This is a genomic window from Streptomyces yangpuensis (assembly GCF_001005295.1).
In the GTDB taxonomy this organism is placed as follows: domain Bacteria; phylum Actinomycetota; class Actinomycetes; order Streptomycetales; family Streptomycetaceae; genus Streptomyces; species Streptomyces yangpuensis.
The window spans coordinates 1-18,305 of sequence record NZ_LBMK01000002.1; the positions used below are offsets into that span (position 1 = coordinate 1).

The following is an 18,305-nucleotide window of genomic DNA, read 5'->3' on the forward strand; positions in this document are numbered from 1 at the left end:
GTCGGTGCCGTGTCGGCGACGCCCAGGTCATCACCCGTTCCGCCGGAGAACCAGACCCGCTGGTGCCTATCCACACCAGGGACACGGTCATCAGCTGCTCGGCAATGGCGTTCGGCACGGCGGAGGCATGCCCGAATCCACCGACCCCGACGGTGACAAGGACGCCGTCCAATCGGCCGAGCACAGACCGTGCCCAGGGGCCCGACGCGGCGCAGGCGTCGAGGTCGCGGGCATCAAGGGTGCGCGTGGGGCAGCCCGACCGTGCGGCCAGGCCCACGAGGCTTCTCTCGTTTCGGCCGGTCAGTGCCACGCGAGCACCCCGCCCGAGAAGCTCTGTCACCGCGATGTGACCCAGCTCGCCGGTCGCGCCCACCACCAGTATCCGTGCCGGACCCTCAGACATGACGGTCCCGCCGCGCGGGCAGCCCACGCGGCGCTTGGGCTGTGGCACCGATCTGGGTGCGGGAGTCCGCTGCCTCCCGAGCAGCTTGTTCGGGGTGCCGCTGACGCCAGTACGGGTTGTCGTGGGGCAGTCCGCCGCTGACGCGGCCGTACATCCCGAACGTCATGACGAGCAGTCCCATCAGAAAACTGAAGACGACGTTGGACATACCGAAGTCCAAGACGTTGCCGTCCCTACCGATGAGGAACAGGTGGACGAAGCCGCTCGTGACGAAGAGGACTCCAACGACGACGTTGACCGTAGAGGCGAGGTTGCCTCCGATGGCTGCGGCGACGATGAGGAGCAGCCCGAAGATTATCGAGATCGTGCTGAGTAGTCCGTTCGTCGACAGGCCGGCGATGTGCTGCCCGCTCGTGCTGAAGGAGGACAGGCTGCCGGCGAAGCCGAGGCAGCCGAACAGGAGGAGCAGCAGACCGCACAGAGCCGCTCCGACCCGGTAGATGCGGTTGAGCGGGTGATTCACGGGCAATTCATCGCGCAGGCGCATCGGGCCCTCCAGAGGATCGTTTTGTCCCGTCCCGAGAAATCCAGCATGGCCAGTGCCGACGGACGGCGAAACTCGCAATGTTTCTGCATCGAATCTCAGGGCACGTTCGTGGCTGGCGAGACGGCCATCAGGCCGGTGCTGCCGAGATCCTCGAGCCCTGGGGGTCCTCGGCCCCCGTAGTCACAGCTGTGTTGCGGCGAGGGTGCAGGTGCAACCGGCCGCCCCCGAACCCGAGTAGGCCGCGACTTCGAGGAAGTGAGTGCCGGTGGTCGTTGCGGTGAAGTTGAGGGCCTCATCGGCTCCGGCGCCGTCGATGACGGACCGCGCGAGGGTGCTCCCGCCTCCGTCGAGCAGGTACACGTCAGCGTCGTAATCGCTGGGGATGTCGCACCGGACGTCGGCTCTCTGTCCGGCGGTGAAGCGCACGGCGAAGTAGTCGCGGTCGCCGGTCGGGTCGAGCCTGCCGGTCAGCGTTGCCGGTGGGGCCAGGTTGGTGGCGTCGTCGGCGGTGTCGCGAGTGTTGCTGGGCTCGGTTTCGGTGAACGGGGCATGCGGTGTGCTGGAGGTCTGCGGTGGCCCGTCGTAGAGATTGGCGTCCGGCACTCCCGCGCTGACGCTGCGCAGGTAGTTGCCGCAGCTGGGGCGGTCAGCGAAGTCGAAGCTCGCGCCCGGGGCGATCTTCCAGATCTTGAAGCTGCTGTAGGTGAGGGGTTTCCGGGCTGCGGCTTGTTCGGGCTGGTGGTCGCCGAGGACGACAAAGCCGCTCTTGCCGTAGACGGTGGCCAGGCCGTTCTTGTCGATGTGGAGCGCCCCCCTTCCTCGACGCCGACGCCCCAGGCGGATCCGGTCGTGGTCAAGCCGTCTTTGATGGACCGTGCGACGAAGGCCATCAGCCGGCCCATACGGTCGCGTGCGACGAAGTGTGACTCGTTGATGACGTTGTCATAGTGGTTCCAGGCGAACATGCCGCTGGTGAAGCTGACGTAGCGGTCGTGCGGGTCGGCGAGGGCTTCGCTGCTGCTGACGCTTCCGTTGCAGGCGTCGTAGACGACGGGGCTGTTGATGTGATGGCCGGCGCTCCCGCCACCCGATCCTCCGCCTCTGGCTACCACGGACTCCACCGACGTTTCGAGTGCGGTCCCCTTCCAGGAGGCGTAGCGACACTGGTCGCCACCGGCAAAGCAGACGAACTCCGCTTTGCGTACGTCTGTGTTGAGTTGGCTATTGCCCGCGTCCGATGAGGCGGTCAGGGTCCACGTGGTAAAGGAGTTGACGCCGGGGAGCGCCATGACGGTGTCGCATTCGGGTGTCCTGCTGCCGCTGTTCGGCGCGGAGCCGGCCAGGACGACCACGTCGAGGCTCCCGGAGCCGCCGCGGATGTCGTCGATCGCGGGGGCCATCGAGTCGGCCACGACCCCACCGGCGCCGTTCATGGTGTGTGCAGGGCCTTCCCAGGAAGGCCGGGACGCGTCGGCGGCATTGCCCAGGCGGATGCGTGATGCCGCCGCATGAGCGGCTTCGGTGCCGATGATGCTACCCGGCAGCGTCAGTAGGGCTGTCATGGCTGCGGCAAGTGCGGTTCGGTGGACGGTCCGTTGCATGCCGTCCTCCTCGATGGGCGGGCATGGGGCGCGTGAATCGCCACACCTTGAGTGGTAGCGGAAGATACAAGTCATCCTCTGCTGTGGACAGGTGTAACGCCGAGATGGCCCGAGGTTCGGCATGAGGGCTCTCATATCGGAATGAAAGCCGTGAAGTTCAGGTCCTTGTGCTCGGATCTTGAACCTGAAGAAAAAGTAACGTGCGATACATCTAGTAAACCTAATGGTTCTTCTGTAACTTTCCAGATGGCTCGCCAGCGGCAGCCGTCCCCGGTGTCTCCCTCCCCTTGTGAACGAGGTCCGAGAGTCATGCACGCACGCATACGCTCCATCCGCCCCTTCTCGGCTGCGGTCACCGCACTCGGTGTGGCCGCCACCCTGTCGGCCTGCGGGAACGCTGACGACGTGTCCGGCGCTACGCCCGCCCCGTCCGGCGTTGCCGTCGCAGGGGTTCAGATCATGCGCGATCAGGCCTTGCACGAGGCTCTCCCGGAAGCGGTCAAGAAGTCCGGCACCGTGCGGGTGGCGACCGATGTGCCTTACGCGCCTTTCGAGATGTTCGTCAAGGAAGGCGAGAGCCGGCTGACCGGCCTGGACTATGACCTCGGGCAGGCCCTGGGAGCCAAGCTCGGAGTGAAGTTCGCCTTCGCTCCGCAGAAGTTCGACGGCATCATCCCTGCGATCCAGGCGGGCAAGTACGACGTTGCGATGTCCGCCATCACCGACACGAAGGAACGCCAGCAGGTGGTCGACTTCGTTGACTACTCCCAGTCGGGTTCCGGTCTGCTGGTCGCCGACGGCAATCCGGCAAAGATCGCCACCCTGGACGACCTGTGCGGGCACCCGGTCGGTGTCCAGTCCGCCACCAACCAGGCCGACCTCCTGAAGGCCCACCAGGCGCGCTGCGCGGAACTGGGCAAGCAGTCCATGGACATCCAGACCTTCCCCAAGGACTCGGATGCCCAGCTCGCCCTGCGCGCGGGCAAGGTCGTTGCGGACGTCCTGACCAAGCCCGCCGCAGGCTGGACCGCCAAGACCGCCGAGAACGGGAGCGCCTTCGACTCCGTCGAAGACCCCGCGGCCCAGGGCGGCTACAAGGCATCACCCAACGGCATCGCGGTTTCCAAGCAGCAGCCGGAGCTGACCGACGCGATCCACAAAGCGCTCCAGCAACTCATCGACGACGGGACCCTGACCAAGATCTGCGACAAGTACGGCGTCGCCTCCATCGCGGTCAAGGAAGCCACCAAGAACGCGGGCGCACAGTGACCGACGCGACCGCACCCACCCGCACACCTTCGGTGATCACGAAGAAGACCGAGGACGAGGCGCTCGACGTGGTCCCGGTCAGGCACTACGGGCGCTGGGCCGCGGCGGTCACGGCAGTGGTCGCCCTGATCGGCCTGGCCGGGTCGCTCGCGAAGAACGACAACCTCCACTGGGACGTCGTCGGCGACTACCTGTTCGCCGGGTTGATCTTCGACGGTCTGGTCACCACGCTGTGGCTGACTGCCGCGGCCATGGCACTTGGCCTGGCCCTGGGCACCGTCATCGCCGTCATGCGCCTGTCGGCAAGCCCCGTGCTGTACGGGCTGTCATCCCTGTTCGTGTGGGCCTTCCGCGGGACCCCGCTGCTGGTGCAGATCATCTTCTGGGGTTACGCCGCGGCCCTGTACTCGCAGATCAAGATTGGTATCCCGTTCACGGAGGTCACCTTCGTCTCGTGGGACACCAACGCCGTCCTGACGCCCGCGGTGGCCGCCCTGCTCGCTCTCGGCCTGAACGAAGCCGCGTACGCCTCCGAGATCGTCCGCGCGGGGATCCAATCCGTCGATCCCGGACAGGCCGAGGCCGCGCACTCGCTCGGCATGCGGCCGGCCCTAACGATGCGACGCATCGTCCTGCCCCAGGCCATGAGGGTCATCATCCCGCCCATGGGCAACGAGACGATCAACATGCTCAAGATGACCGCTCTGGTGTCGGTGATCGCCGCCCACGACCTCATGTCGAACATCCAGGAGGTCTACGCCCAGAACTACCAGGTCATCCCCCTGTTGGTGGTGGCCAGCTGCTGGTATCTGGTGCTGGTGTCGCTGCTGAGCATCCCCCAGGCCTGGCTCGAGCGCAGGTACGGACGGGGCGCCGCACGCAGCCAGAGCAATTCCGCCGTTCAGCGGCTGTTCGGCAGCGCGGGAACCCCTTGGGCCCGCCGTACGAAGAAGGAGGCCGGACGATGAGCCAGCCCATGGTCCAGGCGCGCGGCGTCCGCAAGAGGTACGGCAGCCTGGAAGTCCTGCGCGGTATCGATCTGACGGTCGAGCGAGGTCAGGTCTGCTGCCTACTGGGGCCGTCCGGGTCGGGCAAGTCGACTTTCCTGCGGTGCATCAACCACCTCGAACGGGTCGACGGCGGCACGCTGAAGGTCGACGGCGACCTCGTCGGCTACCGGCGGCATGCGGGCAAGCTCCATGAACTGGGTGAACGGGAGGTTGCCGAGCGCCGCCGCGACATCGGCATGGTCTTCCAGCGCTTCAACCTCTTCCCGCACATGACCGCCCTGGACAACGTCTGCGAGGCCCCCGTGAAGGTGGCGGGTGTGTCCAAGGCCGAAGCCGAAGCCGAAGCCCAACGGCTTCTGGAGCAGGTGGGTCTCGCCGACCGGGCAGGCCACTTCCCGGCTCAGCTCTCCGGCGGTCAGCAGCAACGCGTGGCTATCGCCCGCGCGCTGGCGATGAAGCCCAAGCTGATGCTCTTCGACGAGCCCACCTCAGCACTCGACCCCGAGCTGGTCGGCGACGTCCTGGACGTGATGCGGCGTCTGGCTGCCGACGGGATGACCATGGTCGTCGTCACCCATGAGATCGGCTTCGCCCGGGAAGTCGCCGACACGGCCGTCTTCATGGACGAAGGGGTCGTCGTCGAAGCCGGCGCCCCGCGGCAAGTCCTCACGGAGCCGACGCAGGAACGCACCCGGGCGTTCCTGTCCAAGGTCCTGTGACCGCCGCCGTCAGCCCCCAGCCGTCCACCCGGACCCTGCGGGCCCGCGCCGCCGCCCGGCACAGCGAATACCTCGCCGACCTCGCCGCCCTAGTGGCCATCGACTCCGGTTCCTACAGCCCCGACGGCGTCAACCGCGTCGCGGCCTGGCTCGCGGACCGCCTGGAGCGCTGCGGCGCCACCACGCGGACCGTGCCCGTCGGCCGTCACCGGGACCGGGCTCTGGGCAACGCGCTCGTCGCCCGGAAACAGGGCTCCCGACAGGCCTCCGCCGGTGGGCGCAGGATCCTCCTGGCCGGCCATATGGACACCGTTTTCGACGACGGTACCGCCGCCGCCCGCCCCTTCAGCCTCACCGGCTCACTGGCTCATGGCCCCGGTGTCAGTGACGACAAGGGCGGTCTGCTCGCCGGCCTGAGCGCACTGGAGATCCTCACCGAGGCCGGATTCGACGACTACGACGAAATCGTATTCCTGGCCACGCCGGACGAGGAGATCGGCTCACCCGGCAGCGCGGCACTGACCCGTGTCCTCGCAGCCGAAGCAGACTTCGCGCTCGCTCTGGAATGCGCCAGGGAGAACGGCGATGTGGTCATCGCCCGGAAGGGCGTGGCCGAATACCTGATCACCATCGAAGGCCGGGCGGCCCACGCCGGCATCGAGCCCGAACGCGGCGCACACGCCGCCCTGGCAGCCGCCCACCTCACCATCGCGCTGCAGGCACTCAACGGACGAGAGGACGACGCCACCGTCAACGTCGGCGTTCTGCAGGCCGGAAGCCGCCCCAACATCGTTCCTGCACAGGCCGACCTCCGCGTCGAGGTGCGCGCCACCAGCGCCGTCTGCCTGGAACGGGTCGAGGAAGCCATCATGGCCGCGGCGGCAGACCTGCCCGTACGAGGCACCACTGCCACCGTGCGGCAGCTGGACCTGTGCCCGGCGATGGAAGCCACGGACGCCAGCCTCCACATGCTGTCCCTCGCCCGCAGCGCCGGCCGCGAACTCGGAGTCGCCTTCGGTGCCGCAAGCACCGGGGGTGTCGGCGATGCCAACACCATCGCCGCCACCGGTACTCCGGTCCTCGACGGCCTCGGCCCGGTCGGCGGCGCCGACCACACCCCCGAGGAGTGGCTCGACACCACCACTCTCACCGACCGCATCACCCTGCTGGCCCTGCTGATCACCCGCCTTTGCCACACCACCACGCCCTGAACGGAGCCCCCATGCCCGGCAGTCGCACCCGACGCAGCCTCTTGGCTGCCACCGTTACCACGCTGCTTGCAGCCCTCGCAGTGCCCGCGGCCGAAGCCGTCCCCAGACCCGCCGTTGCGGGTTCGCTGGTCCTGGTCGGCGGCGGACTCAAGGCCGACAACAAGGCCGTCTACGGCGAGATCATCAAGCGTGCCGGCGACAGCAGTGCCCGCATCGGCGTCCTGACCGCGGCCTCCGTCCCAGCCAGCCGGGACCCGCACGCCGATGATCCCGACCGGTGCAGCAACTCCGCCTGCAACGGCGCCTACTACGCCTCCCTGTTCAAGCAGCACGGCGCGGCCGACGCGCAATGGATACCCATCGACCTCGACCACATCGCCAACGCCGACTCCGACGCTGTCGTCTCCCAGGTCAACTCCATGACCGGCTTCTTCTTCGGCGGCGGCGACCAATACCGCTACATCACCACCCTCCTACACGGCGACGCGCACACCGACAGCAAGGTTCTGGCCGCCATCCGCGCCAAGCTCGCAGCTGGGGCCGTCATCGCCGGCTCTTCCGCAGGAGCCCAGATCATGGGCGGACGTGACATGGTCACCGGAGGCGAGTCCTACCAAGCCCTGCGTGATGGCAGCGCTCCCGGCTACTTCGACGATCCCACCCGCCTGGGACATCTTCCCGCAGGCGGCTTCGGATTCCTCCACTCCGGCCTTCTCGACACCCACACCGGCGCCTACGGCCGAGAGGGGCGCGCCTTGCGCCTGGCTTCCGACACCGGCCACACGCGCGTCTACGGTCTGGAAGAGAACACCGCCCTCGTCATCGACCGCCCCGGTACACCTGCCGAGACCGCCACCGTCAAGGGCACACAGGGTTTGACCGTCCTCGACCTACGCCGAGCCCGCACGCGAACGACGACCGCCGGATGGTCCCTGAGCGGCGCCAGCTACACCTATCTCACCGATGGGGACCGCTACTTCCCACAGGCGTGGCAGGCCCTGCCCGCCCCCGGCAAACGCCTCCTCACCGCGACCACCGAAACCCCGGTACCCGCCAACACCGACGTCTTCTGCTCACCCGACAACATCGGCGGTCGGCCCTACTCCCTCCTGGGCACTGCCCGGGCCCTCGTGGCCACGCGCACCCAGCGCACCGCGACGGCACACACCTTCGAGACCGGCCCGCGCTTCACCGTGACCCTCACGCGCACCACACAGCGGCGGGCGTGGGTCGGAGACAGCCGGTCCGGACCCGCGACGATCATCGGACTCACCATCGCCATTGCCCCGCACTGACCCAGGGGGCTACGGACACCCCGAGCTGCCGCGTCCGCCGCGCCGGGCACTAGGCTCGGCGGACGCGGCACGAACCACCCGAAAGGAAGTCATCCGACGATGAGCGGCACCCTCGCCGACAGCATCCGGGCCAAACTCGGCGACCTCAGTCCCGCCGAACGCAAGGTCGCCCGTGCGCTGCTCGCCGGATACCCCTCCATGGTGTTCGAGACCGTCGCCGTCATCGCCGAACGTGCCTCGGTCTCCACCCCCACGGTTCTCCGCTTCGCCGCGCGGATGGGGTACCACGGCTTTCCCGAACTCCAGGCAGCAGTCCGCGAGGAACTCGACGCCCGCAACGCCTCCCCCATCTCTCTGTACGAGGCCGCCGGCCTGGGGGTGTCGGACGACGGCACGAGCGCAGCCGGCCTGCTCGAACACGGCAACGCCGTGTTCGCCCCCGCTGTGGCCCGAACACTCGCCGAAATCCCTCCGCACGACTTCGAACGCGCGGTGGCACTGCTCGCCGACCGAAAGCGCCGCGTCACCCTCGTCGGAGGCCGCTTCACCCACCTGCTGGCCCAGTACCTCGGCCTGCACCTGATGCAGCTGCGCGAGGAGGTCCGCTTCCTGCCCGACCGGTCGGTGGAGCGCACCGCTGCATTGACGCAGCTGAGCAGACGCGATGTCGTCGTGCTCTTTGATTACCGGCGCTACGAGGAGGACAAGACCGCGATCGCGCAGCTCACCCGCGAGGCCGCCGGTAAGGCCATCGTGTTCACCGACCCATGGCTCTCGCCAGCGGCCGCCCACGCAGACGTCGTCCTGCCCAGCCAAGTGGGCACCACGGCGCCCTACGACAGCCTTGTGCCCACTCTCGCCGTGATCGAAGTACTCATCGCCAGCGTAATCAACGCCCTGGGCACCGAAGCGCACCAGCAACTGGGCCGCAACGAGGAAGTCGCTCGGCGCATGGGCGCGGTCCAGTAGGCGTCGCCAGCTCCGAGAAGCGTTAGACCCGTTCGTGGCCTGGCTCGTAACTGCCGAAGGTCCACTCGTTGCCTTCCGGGTCAAGGACTCGGGCACGCCGAGACCCCCAGTCGGTCGATTCCGGGGGCAGCACGGGGTGACCGCCTGCGGCGGCGGCCCTTTCGAACAGCGCGTCGACGTGCTCGGTGAGGATGTAGAGCTCTCGCCCCGTGGAGTGCCCCATGAGGCACGGCGTCTGACACTCCTCGTCGTAGCTTGCAACCATGATCACCGAGTCCCCGGACCGTAGCTCGGAGTGGATGACGCGCCCGCTCTCCTCCTGTCGCAGGACCGTCTCGAACCCGATCGTCTCCAGCCACCTGATGGCGCCGAGGACGTCGCGATAGCTGACATAAGCGAACACACGGGGCTCACTCGCTGGCACAGTGATCAGCTCCTCGTTGGTATTCGATGCCGACCCGATTCCCTGGACCGACGAGCACGTCCTGGATCAGTCAAGCATTCAGTGAAGGCGGGGGCGCCCGGTTGTTCGTCAGGTCGCTCGCCAGCAGGGCCAGCAGCCCCAGGGCCACGGTCGCCGCACTGGCGGTGACCGCCCCGGCCGACCGGCGCACGGCGGCCAGCGCCGCGTCCGCCCGGTCGCCCCGTACGGCCTTTACAGGATCAGTAGCGCTCTGACCTGGGGAAACTTCGTGCGATCCAATGGTTCTGGAACTGGATCGGCCGCTCCCACGATGAGATCGCCCAGTTCCGCGACGACTGGACGAACGGCACCCGCTACGGCGAGGTGAAGGGCTACGACGGCCCTCCGATCCCGTCCCCGGAGCTGCCGCCCACCCACCTGAAGCCCAGGGGGGCGAGTGCGCTGACCTGCGATTTTTTAGTCCCTAGGTTGGGTGCGGTGTTCGCTGCCAACCTTCCGTTTCTCGTCTTGGAGAGGGTGCCGCGGGGCGGCGTTTGACGGCCTGCGGCGCCGGTGGTCGAGTCTCACGTGTTGCAGGCTGAATCAAGTCTGGTCGGACGAATGCTGACCTTTTGCTGACTCTACTGAGGAGTGGTCAGTTGTGGTCTCAGGTGCCGCCGAGTTGACTTGCTGCAACGGGCAGCGGCGGAGGCCGTTGTACTGCAGACTCCTGCAACCTTGTGGGTGGATCCGGAACAAGCGTTGCGGTTCGTCTCTGCAGCGTGTGCGTGGGTGCGTGCCGACGACGACGGTCTTTTGCCCGCCGCTGCGGTTGCTCAGTGCCACCACCTGCGCACCGCAGGCGTCATGACCGGCCGCGTCGGCATCTGGTCACCACTCGGAGATGAGCGGCGTGTCCGGTTCGTGCTGCCGCCAGGCTTCGGTGAGGCGGGCGAGGCGGGTGGGGGCGGCGATGCCGTGCACGGTGGAGCGGGCCCCTCTGGCGGAGGACGCGGTCCTGGAACACCGGATCACTGCGGCGACCGCTTTCGCCGATACGCTCCCGCCCAAGTGACATCCCTGCTCAGCGCTCGATGAGTGCCTTGAGCGCCGCCAGATCCTTCTTCTGTGCGCGGCGCATTGCTGCCGCCATCACGGCGGCGCCCACGGACGCGAATCCCCGTGGCTCGCCGCGATTGCGCAGTGTCATGCGGGTCTGGACCGCCCCCTCGCCGTACGGCTCCCAGGTGTAAGTGGTTTCCATGGGGAAGGGGCCCTCGGCCGTGCGCATGACCAGTCGGCTGCCGGGCTCGTAGTCGGTGACCTCGTAGGTGTAAGCCAGGCGCCTGCCGAGGAAGCGGGCTACGAAAGCGACCCGGGAACCGACCGCCACCGGTGGAGGGGTCTGCCATTGCACGGACGTGATGTTGGCGTACCACTCGGGTGCGTGGGCGGGGTCGGCGGCGTAGGCGGCGACGCGCTCGCACGGCGCGGTGATCACGGTCTCGGTCAGCACGTCGACCTTCATGGGAGGACCCTAGACCACGCGAACAGGGAGTCGCCTTGATGATGCGGGCAAGCCGACGCAGGAAGGCAACGCTGTTCACCCGGACGACCGGATGCCCCAGGTGACCGGGTGATGGCTCCTCAGTGCTGTGATGGCGTGGCCGGGTCGGAGACCGCAGCGGCGGCTCCGCGCCGTACCCCGCTCATCACGAGGACGAGGGCTGCTGCGGCTCCGTACGCGATGCTGGTCAGCGACGGAGGGAAGTGGAGCGTCGGGGCGAGTACGTAGACGGCGGCCCCCGCGAGGGGGATGCCGAGCCATTCCCAGCGTCCGTCCAGGGCGACGAGGGCGATCAGGAGGAGGGCGTACCAGGAGTAGCCCGGGGTGAGGAGGAGGAAGGACCAGCCGGTGACCAGGAGCGCGCCGCTCCAGGGGCGCCGCGGATCGCCGCGCCACATCACGTACAACGACACTGCCGCGATGACGACGAGCAGGACCGGGAACGCCCAGGTGCCGGGCAGGACCAGGCGCAGGAGCGAGTAGCGGGATCCGGCTGAGGGGTCGTCGTAGCCCTCTTCCTCGACGTAGCCGCCGAGGTAGCCGAAGACCGAGCCGTGCGAGAGCAGGACGTACGGGACGTAGGAGAGCAGGGTGAAGGCTGCCGCCGGCAGCAGTACCGCAGCCGCGTCACGGACGCGCCGGACCCCGGAGAGCGCGCCGGGGAGGACGACGGCCGGCATCAGCTTCGTGGCGATGGCGGCGCCGATCAGCACCCCGCCCGCTGCTCGCCGGGGCAGGGCCCGGGACGCGACGAGGCCGAGTCCGGCGACGGCGAGGAGCACGCCCAGCACGTCGATGTGCGCATTGTTGACCGCTTCCAGGGGGACGGCCGGGCACCATGCCCAGTACGCGGCCTTGCGGAGGTCCTCGCCGCGCCGACGCAGGATCAGGAGGAGTACGCCCGTGACGCCGAGGGAGATCAGTGCGGCGCCGATCTGGAGCGGCCCCAGCCGGGCGCCGGCGGGGGACAGCCGGTCGACGGCCAGGAAGTACGCCTCGGCTACGGGCGGGTAGATGGTGTGGACGGCGGGCCTGTTGATGCGGGTGCAGTGGGGCTCACCGTCGGTGGGCGGGATGCGGGCGAGGTCGGGGCCCTGGCAGGCGGCCCCGGTGGGGAAGAGCCAGGGGTCGCGCAGCCGGGCGAGGGCCGGGTCCTGTGGAGGATGGTCGTACGGGGAGATGCCGGCCGACTGGACGCGGCCGTCCCAGGCGTAGCGGTACGAGTCGGTGCTGGTCCGAGGGGGTCCCAGCAGTCCGGTCACCGTGACGGCGACGGCCCCGGCGACGATCAGCCACGCGGCAGGGCGGGGCGGGACCCGGCGCACCACGAGAAGCGCGACGGCGAACAGCGCCCAGCCGACCGCGTACCGGCCGAAGAGCCCGACGGGGTCGCTGAAGTAGCCCCCGTACAGCACGGTGAGGGTGAGCACCGTCGTGAGTGCGGCGAGAAGGAGGGCGGTGGCGACGAGTGCGGCGCGCGGGGGGAGGGCGGTAAGCGGTTTCACCTGCGGAAGCGTTCCAGGAACCGGCCCTCCCGTGGACCTCGCCACCTCGGACGTCTGTGTTTCGTAAGGTGTTCGGGCCACCTGCGCGGCTCTCGTCGGGGGTGTGATGGGGGCATGCGTTTCACCCTTCCTCCGGGGCCGCCCGTCACGTTCAAGGCGCGCCTGCACGATGCCCGTACGGCGACCGCGATCGGCCGCTGGCTCGGCCTGGCCATGGCCGTCTGCTTCGCGACCGGCGTGCTGAGCCATTACCTCCAGCACCCGCCGGGGTGGCTGGCCGACCGGCTGCCGAGCCGCCCGTACTGGGGCTACCGGCTCACCCAGGGCCTCCACGTGGCGTCCGGGATCGCGGCGGTTCCGTTGCTGCTCGCGAAGCTGTGGGCGGTCTACCCGCGGTTGTTCGCGTGGCCGCCGGTGCGGTCCCTGCGGCATGCCCTGGAGCGGATCTCCGTGGCCGTCCTCGTCGCGGCCGCCCTGTTCGAACTCTTCACCGGACTGCTGAACACCTTCCAGTGGTACCCGTGGCCGTTCAACTTCGTTCCGGTGCACTACGCGGTCGCCTGGCTCCTGCTCGGCGCGCTGCTCCTGCACGTAGCCGTGCAATGGCCGCTGATCCGGGACCACTTCACGCGCCGCTCTCCCGGGACCCTGGCCCTGCCCGCGGCTGACGGGCCCGACCGCCGGCAGCTCCTTCTCGGTGTCACGGCCGCGGTCGGAGCGGTGACGCTGACCACCGCCGGACAGTCCGTCACCGCGCTCGGCGCGCTGGAGCTGTTCGGCCCGCGCAGCCCGTCCCACGGGGCACAGGGACTCCCGGTGAACAGGACGGCAGCGGCCGCACGCATCACCCCGGCCTCGCTGGCCGACTGGCGGCTGACCGTGCACGGGCCGCGCCCGTACACCCTCACGCTGGAGGAGCTGCGCGCCATGCCCCAGCACGACGTCACCCTGCCCATCGCCTGCGTCGAGGGCTGGAGCAAGTCCGCGCACTGGACCGGGGTACGGGTGCGGGACCTCCTGGAACGGGCGGGGGGAGGCGCGGACGCGCGGGCCAGGGTGGTCTCCCTGGAGGCGGCGGGCGCCTACCGGGTGATGGAGATGGGCCGGCTCTACGCGCAGGACCCGCTCACCCTCCTCGCGCTGCGCCTGAACGGCGAGGAGCTGTCCCTGGACCACGGCTACCCGGCGCGGATCATCGCCCCCAACCGGCCCGGGGTGCTCCAGACCAAGTGGGTCGGCCGGCTGGAGGCCGCGTGATGAACTTCCGACACGTGACGGGCGGACTCGGGCTGGCGTGCGCGGCCTGGGGCGGATGGCTGCTGCTCCAGCAGCCCGAGCCGTGGCGGATCGCCGTGTGGCTCGGGGGAGCGGTCGCGGTGCACGACGGCTTCATCGCGCCGCTCGTGTTCGCGGTCGCGGCCCTCGCCGCCGCGGCGGGCCTGCGCCTGCGCGGAGTTCCGCGTGCGGCCCTGATCGTCGCGGGCTCCCTGACCGCGATCGCGCTCCCTGCGCTCCTGCGCCCCGGCGGCACGGCCAACCCCACCGTCCTGCCGCTCGACTACCTGCGCAACTGGCTGCTGGCCATGGCGGCCATCGCGCTGTTCACCGTCGTACACGCAGCCCTGCACGCCGCTCTGCGGGCGCTGACGCGCCGAGCCGACCGCGGGGCCTGACAACCGGCGTCGCGACGACAACCGCCGGAGTGGGAACCGCAGTTGCGCGGACTCCACCCCGGCGGTCCTGCGTGGCGTGCCGGTCAGCGGGTCAGCGCAACGAAGTGCCGGCCCGCGGCCTGCCAGATGTCGTACGGGGTCCAGCCCGCGGCCTCGGCCCCGGTGCACAGGGCGCGGGTGCCGAGCCGGGCCCACCAGAAGGAGGCCCCGCGGCCGCCGGTGCCGTCCTCGACGTAGACCTCGACGCGTTCGTCGACATCGGCAGTCGCCACCTCGACAAGGAGGGATCCGCCGGGGGCGGTCAGCTCGGCGGCCCGGCGCAGCAGGGCCGTCGGGTCACCGCCGATACCGATGTTGCCGTCGATGAGCAGGACCGTCCCCCAACCGCCCTCGCGGGGAAGCGGGTCGAAGACGGACCGGCACAGCGCGCTGCCGCCGGCCCGGACGGTACGGGCTACGGCCTCGGGGGTGACGTCCACCCCGAGAGCGGCCTGCCCCCGTCCGGCGAGGGCGGCGACCAGGCGGCCCGGCCCGCAGCCGATGTCGAGGACGGGGCCGGTACATCGGTTCAGCACGGTCTCGTCGGCCGCGTCGGGCTCTGCGCACCACCGCTCGACTTCGAGGGGAAGCAGCCAGCCGTCGTGACGCCGCAGGTAGAGCGGGCCCTGTCCGGCGCGCAGGGCATCGGCGTACGGGTCGGCCTGCCAGGCCTGCGGGGCGGGCTCGGTGAGCTGCGCGGTCATCGGCTCACCGCGCACAGGCCGGAGTGCAGGGCGGCGAAGCGGGTCCACGGTGCGGCCGCGGCGACCCGCCGCGCATCGGCGGGGGTGTCCACGTCGCACAGCTCGGGCAGGTCGCGCAGGCCGAGCCCCGCGCCCGTCAGCCGTTGCCGCTGGACCTCACCGGTGTGGGCCACGGACATAGGGACGCCGATCAGCAGGGCCGGGTCGGGTTCGGCCAGGCCGAGGGCCCAGAACCCGCCGTCGTCGGCGGGGCCGAACCACGCGTCGGCCTCGGCGAAGTCGAGGCCGGGGGTGAGGAGGCCGGGGGTGACCTGAGGGGTGTCCATGCCGATCAGCAGGGCCGGACCTTCTGCCAGGGCGAAGGCAGCGGCCAGCCGGACGTCCAGGCCCCCCGCGCACTGCGCGACGACCTCGATGCCGGCCGGGATCCATGGCCCCGGCTGTCCGTCCAGTACCAGGACGCGCCGCCGGGCCGGGGTCGCCAGGACCGCCGCGAGGGTGTCCTCCAGTGCGGCGCGTGCCAGGTCCGCGGCCTGCTGCGGGGTGAACCGGGTGGTCAGGCGGGTTTTCACCCGGCCCGGGACGGGGGCCTTGGCGATGACGAGCAGGGTGCTCATGCGGAGATCCCCTCGGTTCGTGCGGGCCGGGCGACCGGTGGTTCGGCCAGGACCCGGCGCATGTCGCGCACGGCGTTCCAGGTGCCGCGCCAGGTTCCGGTGACCTTGGACTTCCCGGCGCGGGGCAGGTAGGGGACGTCCGTCTCGGCCACCCGCCAGCCCGCGTCGGCGGCCCGTACCACCATCTGGAGCGGGTAGCCGCTGCGCCGGTCGGTCAGCTCCAGACCGAGCAGCGCCTCGCGGCGCGCGACCCGCATCGGGCCGAGGTCGTGCAGCCGCAGCCCGGTACGCCGGCGCAGCATCCGGGCAAGGGCGATGTTGCCGGCCCGGGCGTGGGCGGGCCAGGCGCCGCGGGCCTGGGGACGGCGGCGGCCGAGCAGCAGGTCGGCCCCGCCGGTCGCGACCCGCTCTGCCATGGGCGCGAGCAGAGCGGGATCCATGGAGGCGTCGCAGTCGCAGAAGCAGACGAACTCGGCGCGGGCGGCGAGCAGCCCGGCGTGGCAGGCGGCGCCGAAACCGCGGCGGACCTCGTGCACGACCGTCGCACCGAGGGAGCGCGCGATGTCGGCCGAGCCGTCGGTGGAGCCGTTGTCGACGACGATGGCCCGCCACCCGGACGGCACCCGCGCCAACACCCAGGGCAGCGCCTCGGCCTCGTCGAGGCAGGGAAGTACGAGGTCCGCGCGGGGCGGACGAGCAGAAGGAGTCACCCTCCACACCGTAGGAACCGGAAGGCCGGGAAGGGCGTCTTGAGACCTTACGAAACGCGGACACCGCGCCGTACCGCGGCGCCCGCCGGTCCGCACGGAACGGCACGGTGCCACCCTGGGGGCATGGCAATGAGCAATGAAACCGGTCCCGGCTCCTCCGGCCTGGGCCCCGTCCCCGGCGGCGTCGCGGGCCGCGTTCTGGTGGTGGACGACGATCCGACCGTCTCGGAGGTGGTGGCGGGCTACCTGGAGCGGGCCGGATTCACGGTGCACCGTGCCGTTGACGGGCCGTCCGCGCTGGAGGCCGCCGCCCGGCACCGGCCGGACCTGGTCGTCCTCGATCTGATGCTGCCGGGCATGGACGGCCTGGAGGTGTGCCGCCGGCTGCGTGCGAGCGGAACCTGGGCGCACACCCTCCCCGTGGTCATGCTCACCGCGCGCGGGGACGAGGAGGACCGGATCCTGGGCCTGGAGGTCGGCGCGGACGACTACGTGACCAAACCCTTCAGCCCGCGCGAACTGGTCCTGCGCGTCCGGTCGGTGCTGCGCCGGAGGTCCTCGACGACCCCGGTCGACGAACCGTTGCTCGTGGTTGCCGGTCTTTCCGTGGACCCCGCTGCCCGCCGTGCGACCCGGGACGGATCGGAGCTGGCCCTGACCCTCAGGGAGTTCGACCTCCTGGTGTACTTCCTGCGGCACCCGGGGCAGGTCTGTGACCGGGAACGGTTGATGCGCGAGGTCTGGGGCTGGGAATACGGCGACCTTTCCACCGTGACCGTTCACGTCCGCCGACTGCGGAGCAAGATCGAGCAGGATCCGGCCGACCCGCAATTGATCCGGACGGTCTGGGGCGCCGGATACCGCCTTGAGACGGTCCCCCGTCCGCCCGGCGGCGCGCCGGGCGGCGCCCGCGTGGAGGGCGGCCATGCGTGACCTGTTGCTGATCGCCCTGTACGCCCTCCTCGGCGCGGGGGCGGCGGGACTGCTCGGTGCTGTCGCGCTGCGGATGCTGCGCCGGCGGAGCGTCGCCGTCTCCCTCGCGGTCGTCGCGACGGTCGCGGTGTCCGCGATGCTCGCCGGTACGCTCGCGGTGGCTTGGGCGATGTTCCTGTCCTCCCACGACCTCTCCGTGGTGACCACCGTCGTCGCGATGGCCGCTGCCGTCTCCCTGGGTACGGCGTTGCTGCTGGGACGCCAGGTCGTGTCACGCTGCCGGGAACTCGTCTCGGCGGCCCGCGACTTCGGCGAGCAGGGGGCCTTCACGCCACCCGCCGCACCGGCCCCTGCCGAATTCGCGGCGCTGAGCCGTGAACTGGCGCTCACCGGCGAACGACTGGCGGCCTCGCGTGAACGCGAACGGGCCCTGGAGACCTCCCGGCGCGAGCTCGTCGCGTGGATCTCGCACGATCTGCGGACTCCGCTGGCGGGGCTGCGTGCGATGTCGGAGGCGCTGGAGGACGGTGTGGTGGCCGATCCGGCCCGCTACCACCAGCAGATGCGCGCCGAGGTCGAGCGCCTCAACTCCATGGTGACGGACCTGTTCGAGCTCTCCCGCATCCATGCCGGCGCCCTCTCGCTCAGCACGGCCCGGATCTCCCTCCACGACCTGGTCGGCGACGCCCTGGCGGGCGCGGACGCTCTGGCCAGGCAGCACGGCGTACGGCTGGCGGGCGGGGCGGTGGATCCGCTGCCGGTGGAGGTCGACGGCAAGGAGATGACCCGGGTCCTGTCGAACCTGCTGGTCAACGCCATTCGCCACACCCCGGCCGAGGGCACGGTCGCGATCGCCGCCGAACGCCGTGCGGACGCGGTGGTGCTGTCGGTCACCGACGCGTGCGGCGGGATCCCGGAGGAGGACCTGCCGCGTGTCTTCGACACCGGATGGCGGGGATCGCGGGCCCGTACGCCTCCCTCGGGCGCGGGGCTGGGTCTGGCGATCGTACGCGGCATCGTCGAAGCCCATTCCGGACACGCCGACGTCCACAACGTGCCCGGCGGCTGCCGCTTCGAACTCACCCTCCCCGCCCCCGTGTAATCCAGGAAGGCCGGGCCGGCGGAACCGC

19 protein-coding genes and 2 pseudogenes are annotated in these 18,305 nt (G+C 70.2%); 11 read left to right on the plus strand and 10 right to left on the minus strand.

The window, feature by feature from the left end; all coding sequences use genetic code 11:
- The 3 genes from AAT21_RS37355 to AAT21_RS38305 all read right to left on the minus strand — a co-directional run.
- A partial coding sequence (locus AAT21_RS37355; protein ID WP_157879629.1) for an SDR family NAD(P)-dependent oxidoreductase occupies positions 1-403 on the minus strand: 403 nt, incomplete at its 3' end.
- Complete coding sequence (locus AAT21_RS05415) at positions 396-950, minus strand: DUF4383 domain-containing protein (RefSeq protein WP_046775645.1); 555 nt, start codon at positions 948-950, stop codon at positions 396-398. The genes AAT21_RS05415 and AAT21_RS37355, both read right to left, overlap by 8 nt.
- 180 nt (positions 951-1,130) lie before the next feature.
- Positions 1,131-1,553: a PPC domain-containing protein gene (locus AAT21_RS38305; protein ID WP_200904335.1), complete on the minus strand. Its 423-nt coding sequence runs from the start codon at positions 1,551-1,553 to the stop codon at positions 1,131-1,133.
- Positions 1,554-2,860: 1,307 nt separating this feature from the next.
- Between AAT21_RS38305 and AAT21_RS05425 the strand changes: the two genes are divergently transcribed.
- The 6 genes from AAT21_RS05425 (at position 2,861) to AAT21_RS05450 (ending at position 9,024) form a co-directional block, all read left to right on the plus strand.
- Entirely contained in the window at positions 2,861-3,820 is a 960-nt protein-coding gene (locus tag AAT21_RS05425; RefSeq protein ID WP_046775646.1) for an ABC transporter substrate-binding protein, read from the plus strand.
- A complete protein-coding gene (locus AAT21_RS05430) occupies positions 3,817-4,788 on the plus strand; it encodes an amino acid ABC transporter permease (protein WP_046775647.1) in 972 nt (323 codons plus the stop codon). The genes AAT21_RS05425 and AAT21_RS05430 overlap by 4 nt, the downstream gene beginning before the upstream one ends.
- 8 nt (positions 4,789-4,796) lie before the next feature.
- Complete coding sequence (locus tag AAT21_RS05435; protein WP_046777052.1) at positions 4,797-5,549, plus strand: amino acid ABC transporter ATP-binding protein; 753 nt, start codon at positions 4,797-4,799, stop codon at positions 5,547-5,549.
- Entirely contained in the window at positions 5,546-6,760 is a 1,215-nt protein-coding gene (locus AAT21_RS05440) for a M20 family metallopeptidase (RefSeq protein ID WP_046775648.1), read from the plus strand. The genes AAT21_RS05435 and AAT21_RS05440 overlap by 4 nt, the downstream gene beginning before the upstream one ends.
- A gap of 11 nt (positions 6,761-6,771) precedes the next feature.
- Positions 6,772-8,055, plus strand: a complete 1,284-nt coding sequence (locus AAT21_RS05445; protein WP_046775649.1) for a cyanophycinase — start codon at positions 6,772-6,774, stop codon at positions 8,053-8,055.
- Positions 8,056-8,154: 99 nt separating this feature from the next.
- Positions 8,155-9,024: a MurR/RpiR family transcriptional regulator gene (locus AAT21_RS05450; RefSeq protein ID WP_046775650.1), complete on the plus strand. Its 870-nt coding sequence runs from the start codon at positions 8,155-8,157 to the stop codon at positions 9,022-9,024.
- Positions 9,025-9,046: 22 nt separating this feature from the next.
- Here the strand turns inward: AAT21_RS05450 and AAT21_RS05455 are convergent, their stop codons facing one another.
- Together AAT21_RS05455 and AAT21_RS39635 are read right to left on the minus strand one after the other, a co-directional pair.
- Positions 9,047-9,427, minus strand: coding sequence for a VOC family protein (locus tag AAT21_RS05455; RefSeq protein WP_052757653.1), 381 nt, complete (start codon positions 9,425-9,427; stop codon positions 9,047-9,049).
- A 106-nt stretch (positions 9,428-9,533) separates the two neighbouring features.
- Positions 9,534-9,677, minus strand: a pseudogene (locus tag AAT21_RS39635) (MMPL family transporter); the annotation flags it as partial.
- 53 nt (positions 9,678-9,730) lie between these two features.
- Between AAT21_RS39635 and AAT21_RS38640 the strand changes: the two are divergent.
- Positions 9,731-9,880: pseudogene (locus AAT21_RS38640) on the plus strand (pirin family protein); the annotation flags it as partial.
- A gap of 631 nt (positions 9,881-10,511) precedes the next feature.
- On the opposite strand, the gene AAT21_RS05460 reads toward AAT21_RS38640, so the two are convergent.
- Positions 10,512-10,955 (minus strand): SRPBCC family protein, encoded by a 444-nt coding sequence (locus AAT21_RS05460; protein ID WP_046775652.1) that lies wholly within the window; start codon positions 10,953-10,955, stop codon positions 10,512-10,514.
- A gap of 119 nt (positions 10,956-11,074) precedes the next feature.
- Entirely contained in the window at positions 11,075-12,499 is a 1,425-nt protein-coding gene (locus tag AAT21_RS05465; RefSeq protein WP_046775653.1) for a glycosyltransferase family 87 protein, read from the minus strand.
- A 114-nt stretch (positions 12,500-12,613) separates the two neighbouring features.
- Between AAT21_RS05465 and AAT21_RS05470 the strand changes: the two genes are divergently transcribed.
- Positions 12,614-13,756, plus strand: coding sequence for a molybdopterin-dependent oxidoreductase (locus tag AAT21_RS05470; protein WP_046775654.1), 1,143 nt, complete (start codon positions 12,614-12,616; stop codon positions 13,754-13,756).
- Positions 13,756-14,172, plus strand: coding sequence for a hypothetical protein (locus AAT21_RS05475; RefSeq protein ID WP_046775655.1), 417 nt, complete (start codon positions 13,756-13,758; stop codon positions 14,170-14,172). Before AAT21_RS05470 ends, AAT21_RS05475 begins: the two co-directional genes overlap by 1 nt.
- An 83-nt stretch (positions 14,173-14,255) precedes the next feature.
- Here the strand turns inward: AAT21_RS05475 and AAT21_RS05480 are convergent, their stop codons facing one another.
- From AAT21_RS05480 to AAT21_RS05490, 3 genes are read right to left on the minus strand one after another with little or no spacing between them, the layout of a single operon-like run.
- Complete coding sequence (locus AAT21_RS05480) at positions 14,256-14,915, minus strand: class I SAM-dependent methyltransferase (protein WP_046777053.1); 660 nt, start codon at positions 14,913-14,915, stop codon at positions 14,256-14,258.
- Positions 14,912-15,532, minus strand: a complete 621-nt coding sequence (locus AAT21_RS05485; protein ID WP_046775656.1) for a TIGR04282 family arsenosugar biosynthesis glycosyltransferase — start codon at positions 15,530-15,532, stop codon at positions 14,912-14,914. Before AAT21_RS05485 ends, AAT21_RS05480 begins: the two co-directional genes overlap by 4 nt.
- Entirely contained in the window at positions 15,529-16,242 is a 714-nt protein-coding gene (locus AAT21_RS05490; protein ID WP_046775657.1) for a glycosyltransferase family 2 protein, read from the minus strand. The genes AAT21_RS05485 and AAT21_RS05490 overlap by 4 nt, the downstream gene beginning before the upstream one ends.
- A 123-nt stretch (positions 16,243-16,365) precedes the next feature.
- Between AAT21_RS05490 and AAT21_RS05495 the strand changes: the two genes are divergently transcribed.
- Positions 16,366-17,175: a response regulator transcription factor gene (locus AAT21_RS05495; protein ID WP_079025464.1), complete on the plus strand. Its 810-nt coding sequence runs from the start codon at positions 16,366-16,368 to the stop codon at positions 17,173-17,175.
- On the plus strand, positions 17,168-18,277 hold the full coding sequence (locus AAT21_RS05500) for a sensor histidine kinase (protein WP_046775658.1): 1,110 nt from the start codon (positions 17,168-17,170) through the stop codon (positions 18,275-18,277). Before AAT21_RS05495 ends, AAT21_RS05500 begins: the two co-directional genes overlap by 8 nt.
- Positions 18,278-18,305: the final 28 nt, after the last annotated feature.

Bases quoted from the DNA above. Each gene is read 5' to 3' on its own strand.
- AAT21_RS05495 (WP_079025464.1), top strand. From the start codon at position 16,366: ATGGCAATGAGCAATGAAACCGGTCCCGGCTCCTCCGGCCTGGGCCCC.
- AAT21_RS05445 (WP_046775649.1), top strand. From the start codon at position 6,772: ATGCCCGGCAGTCGCACCCGACGCAGCCTCTTGGCTGCCACCGTTACC.
- AAT21_RS05485 (WP_046775656.1), bottom strand. From the start codon at position 15,532: ATGAGCACCCTGCTCGTCATCGCCAAGGCCCCCGTCCCGGGCCGGGTG.
- AAT21_RS05480 (WP_046777053.1), bottom strand. From the start codon at position 14,915: ATGACCGCGCAGCTCACCGAGCCCGCCCCGCAGGCCTGGCAGGCCGAC.
- AAT21_RS05415 (WP_046775645.1), bottom strand. From the start codon at position 950: ATGCGCCTGCGCGATGAATTGCCCGTGAATCACCCGCTCAACCGCATC.
- AAT21_RS05470 (WP_046775654.1), top strand. From the start codon at position 12,614: ATGCGTTTCACCCTTCCTCCGGGGCCGCCCGTCACGTTCAAGGCGCGC.
- AAT21_RS05460 (WP_046775652.1), bottom strand. From the start codon at position 10,955: ATGAAGGTCGACGTGCTGACCGAGACCGTGATCACCGCGCCGTGCGAG.
- AAT21_RS05475 (WP_046775655.1), top strand. From the start codon at position 13,756: ATGAACTTCCGACACGTGACGGGCGGACTCGGGCTGGCGTGCGCGGCC.
- AAT21_RS05450 (WP_046775650.1), top strand. From the start codon at position 8,155: ATGAGCGGCACCCTCGCCGACAGCATCCGGGCCAAACTCGGCGACCTC.
- AAT21_RS05435 (WP_046777052.1), top strand. From the start codon at position 4,797: ATGGTCCAGGCGCGCGGCGTCCGCAAGAGGTACGGCAGCCTGGAAGTC.
- AAT21_RS05500 (WP_046775658.1), top strand. From the start codon at position 17,168: ATGCGTGACCTGTTGCTGATCGCCCTGTACGCCCTCCTCGGCGCGGGG.
- AAT21_RS05425 (WP_046775646.1), top strand. From the start codon at position 2,861: ATGCACGCACGCATACGCTCCATCCGCCCCTTCTCGGCTGCGGTCACC.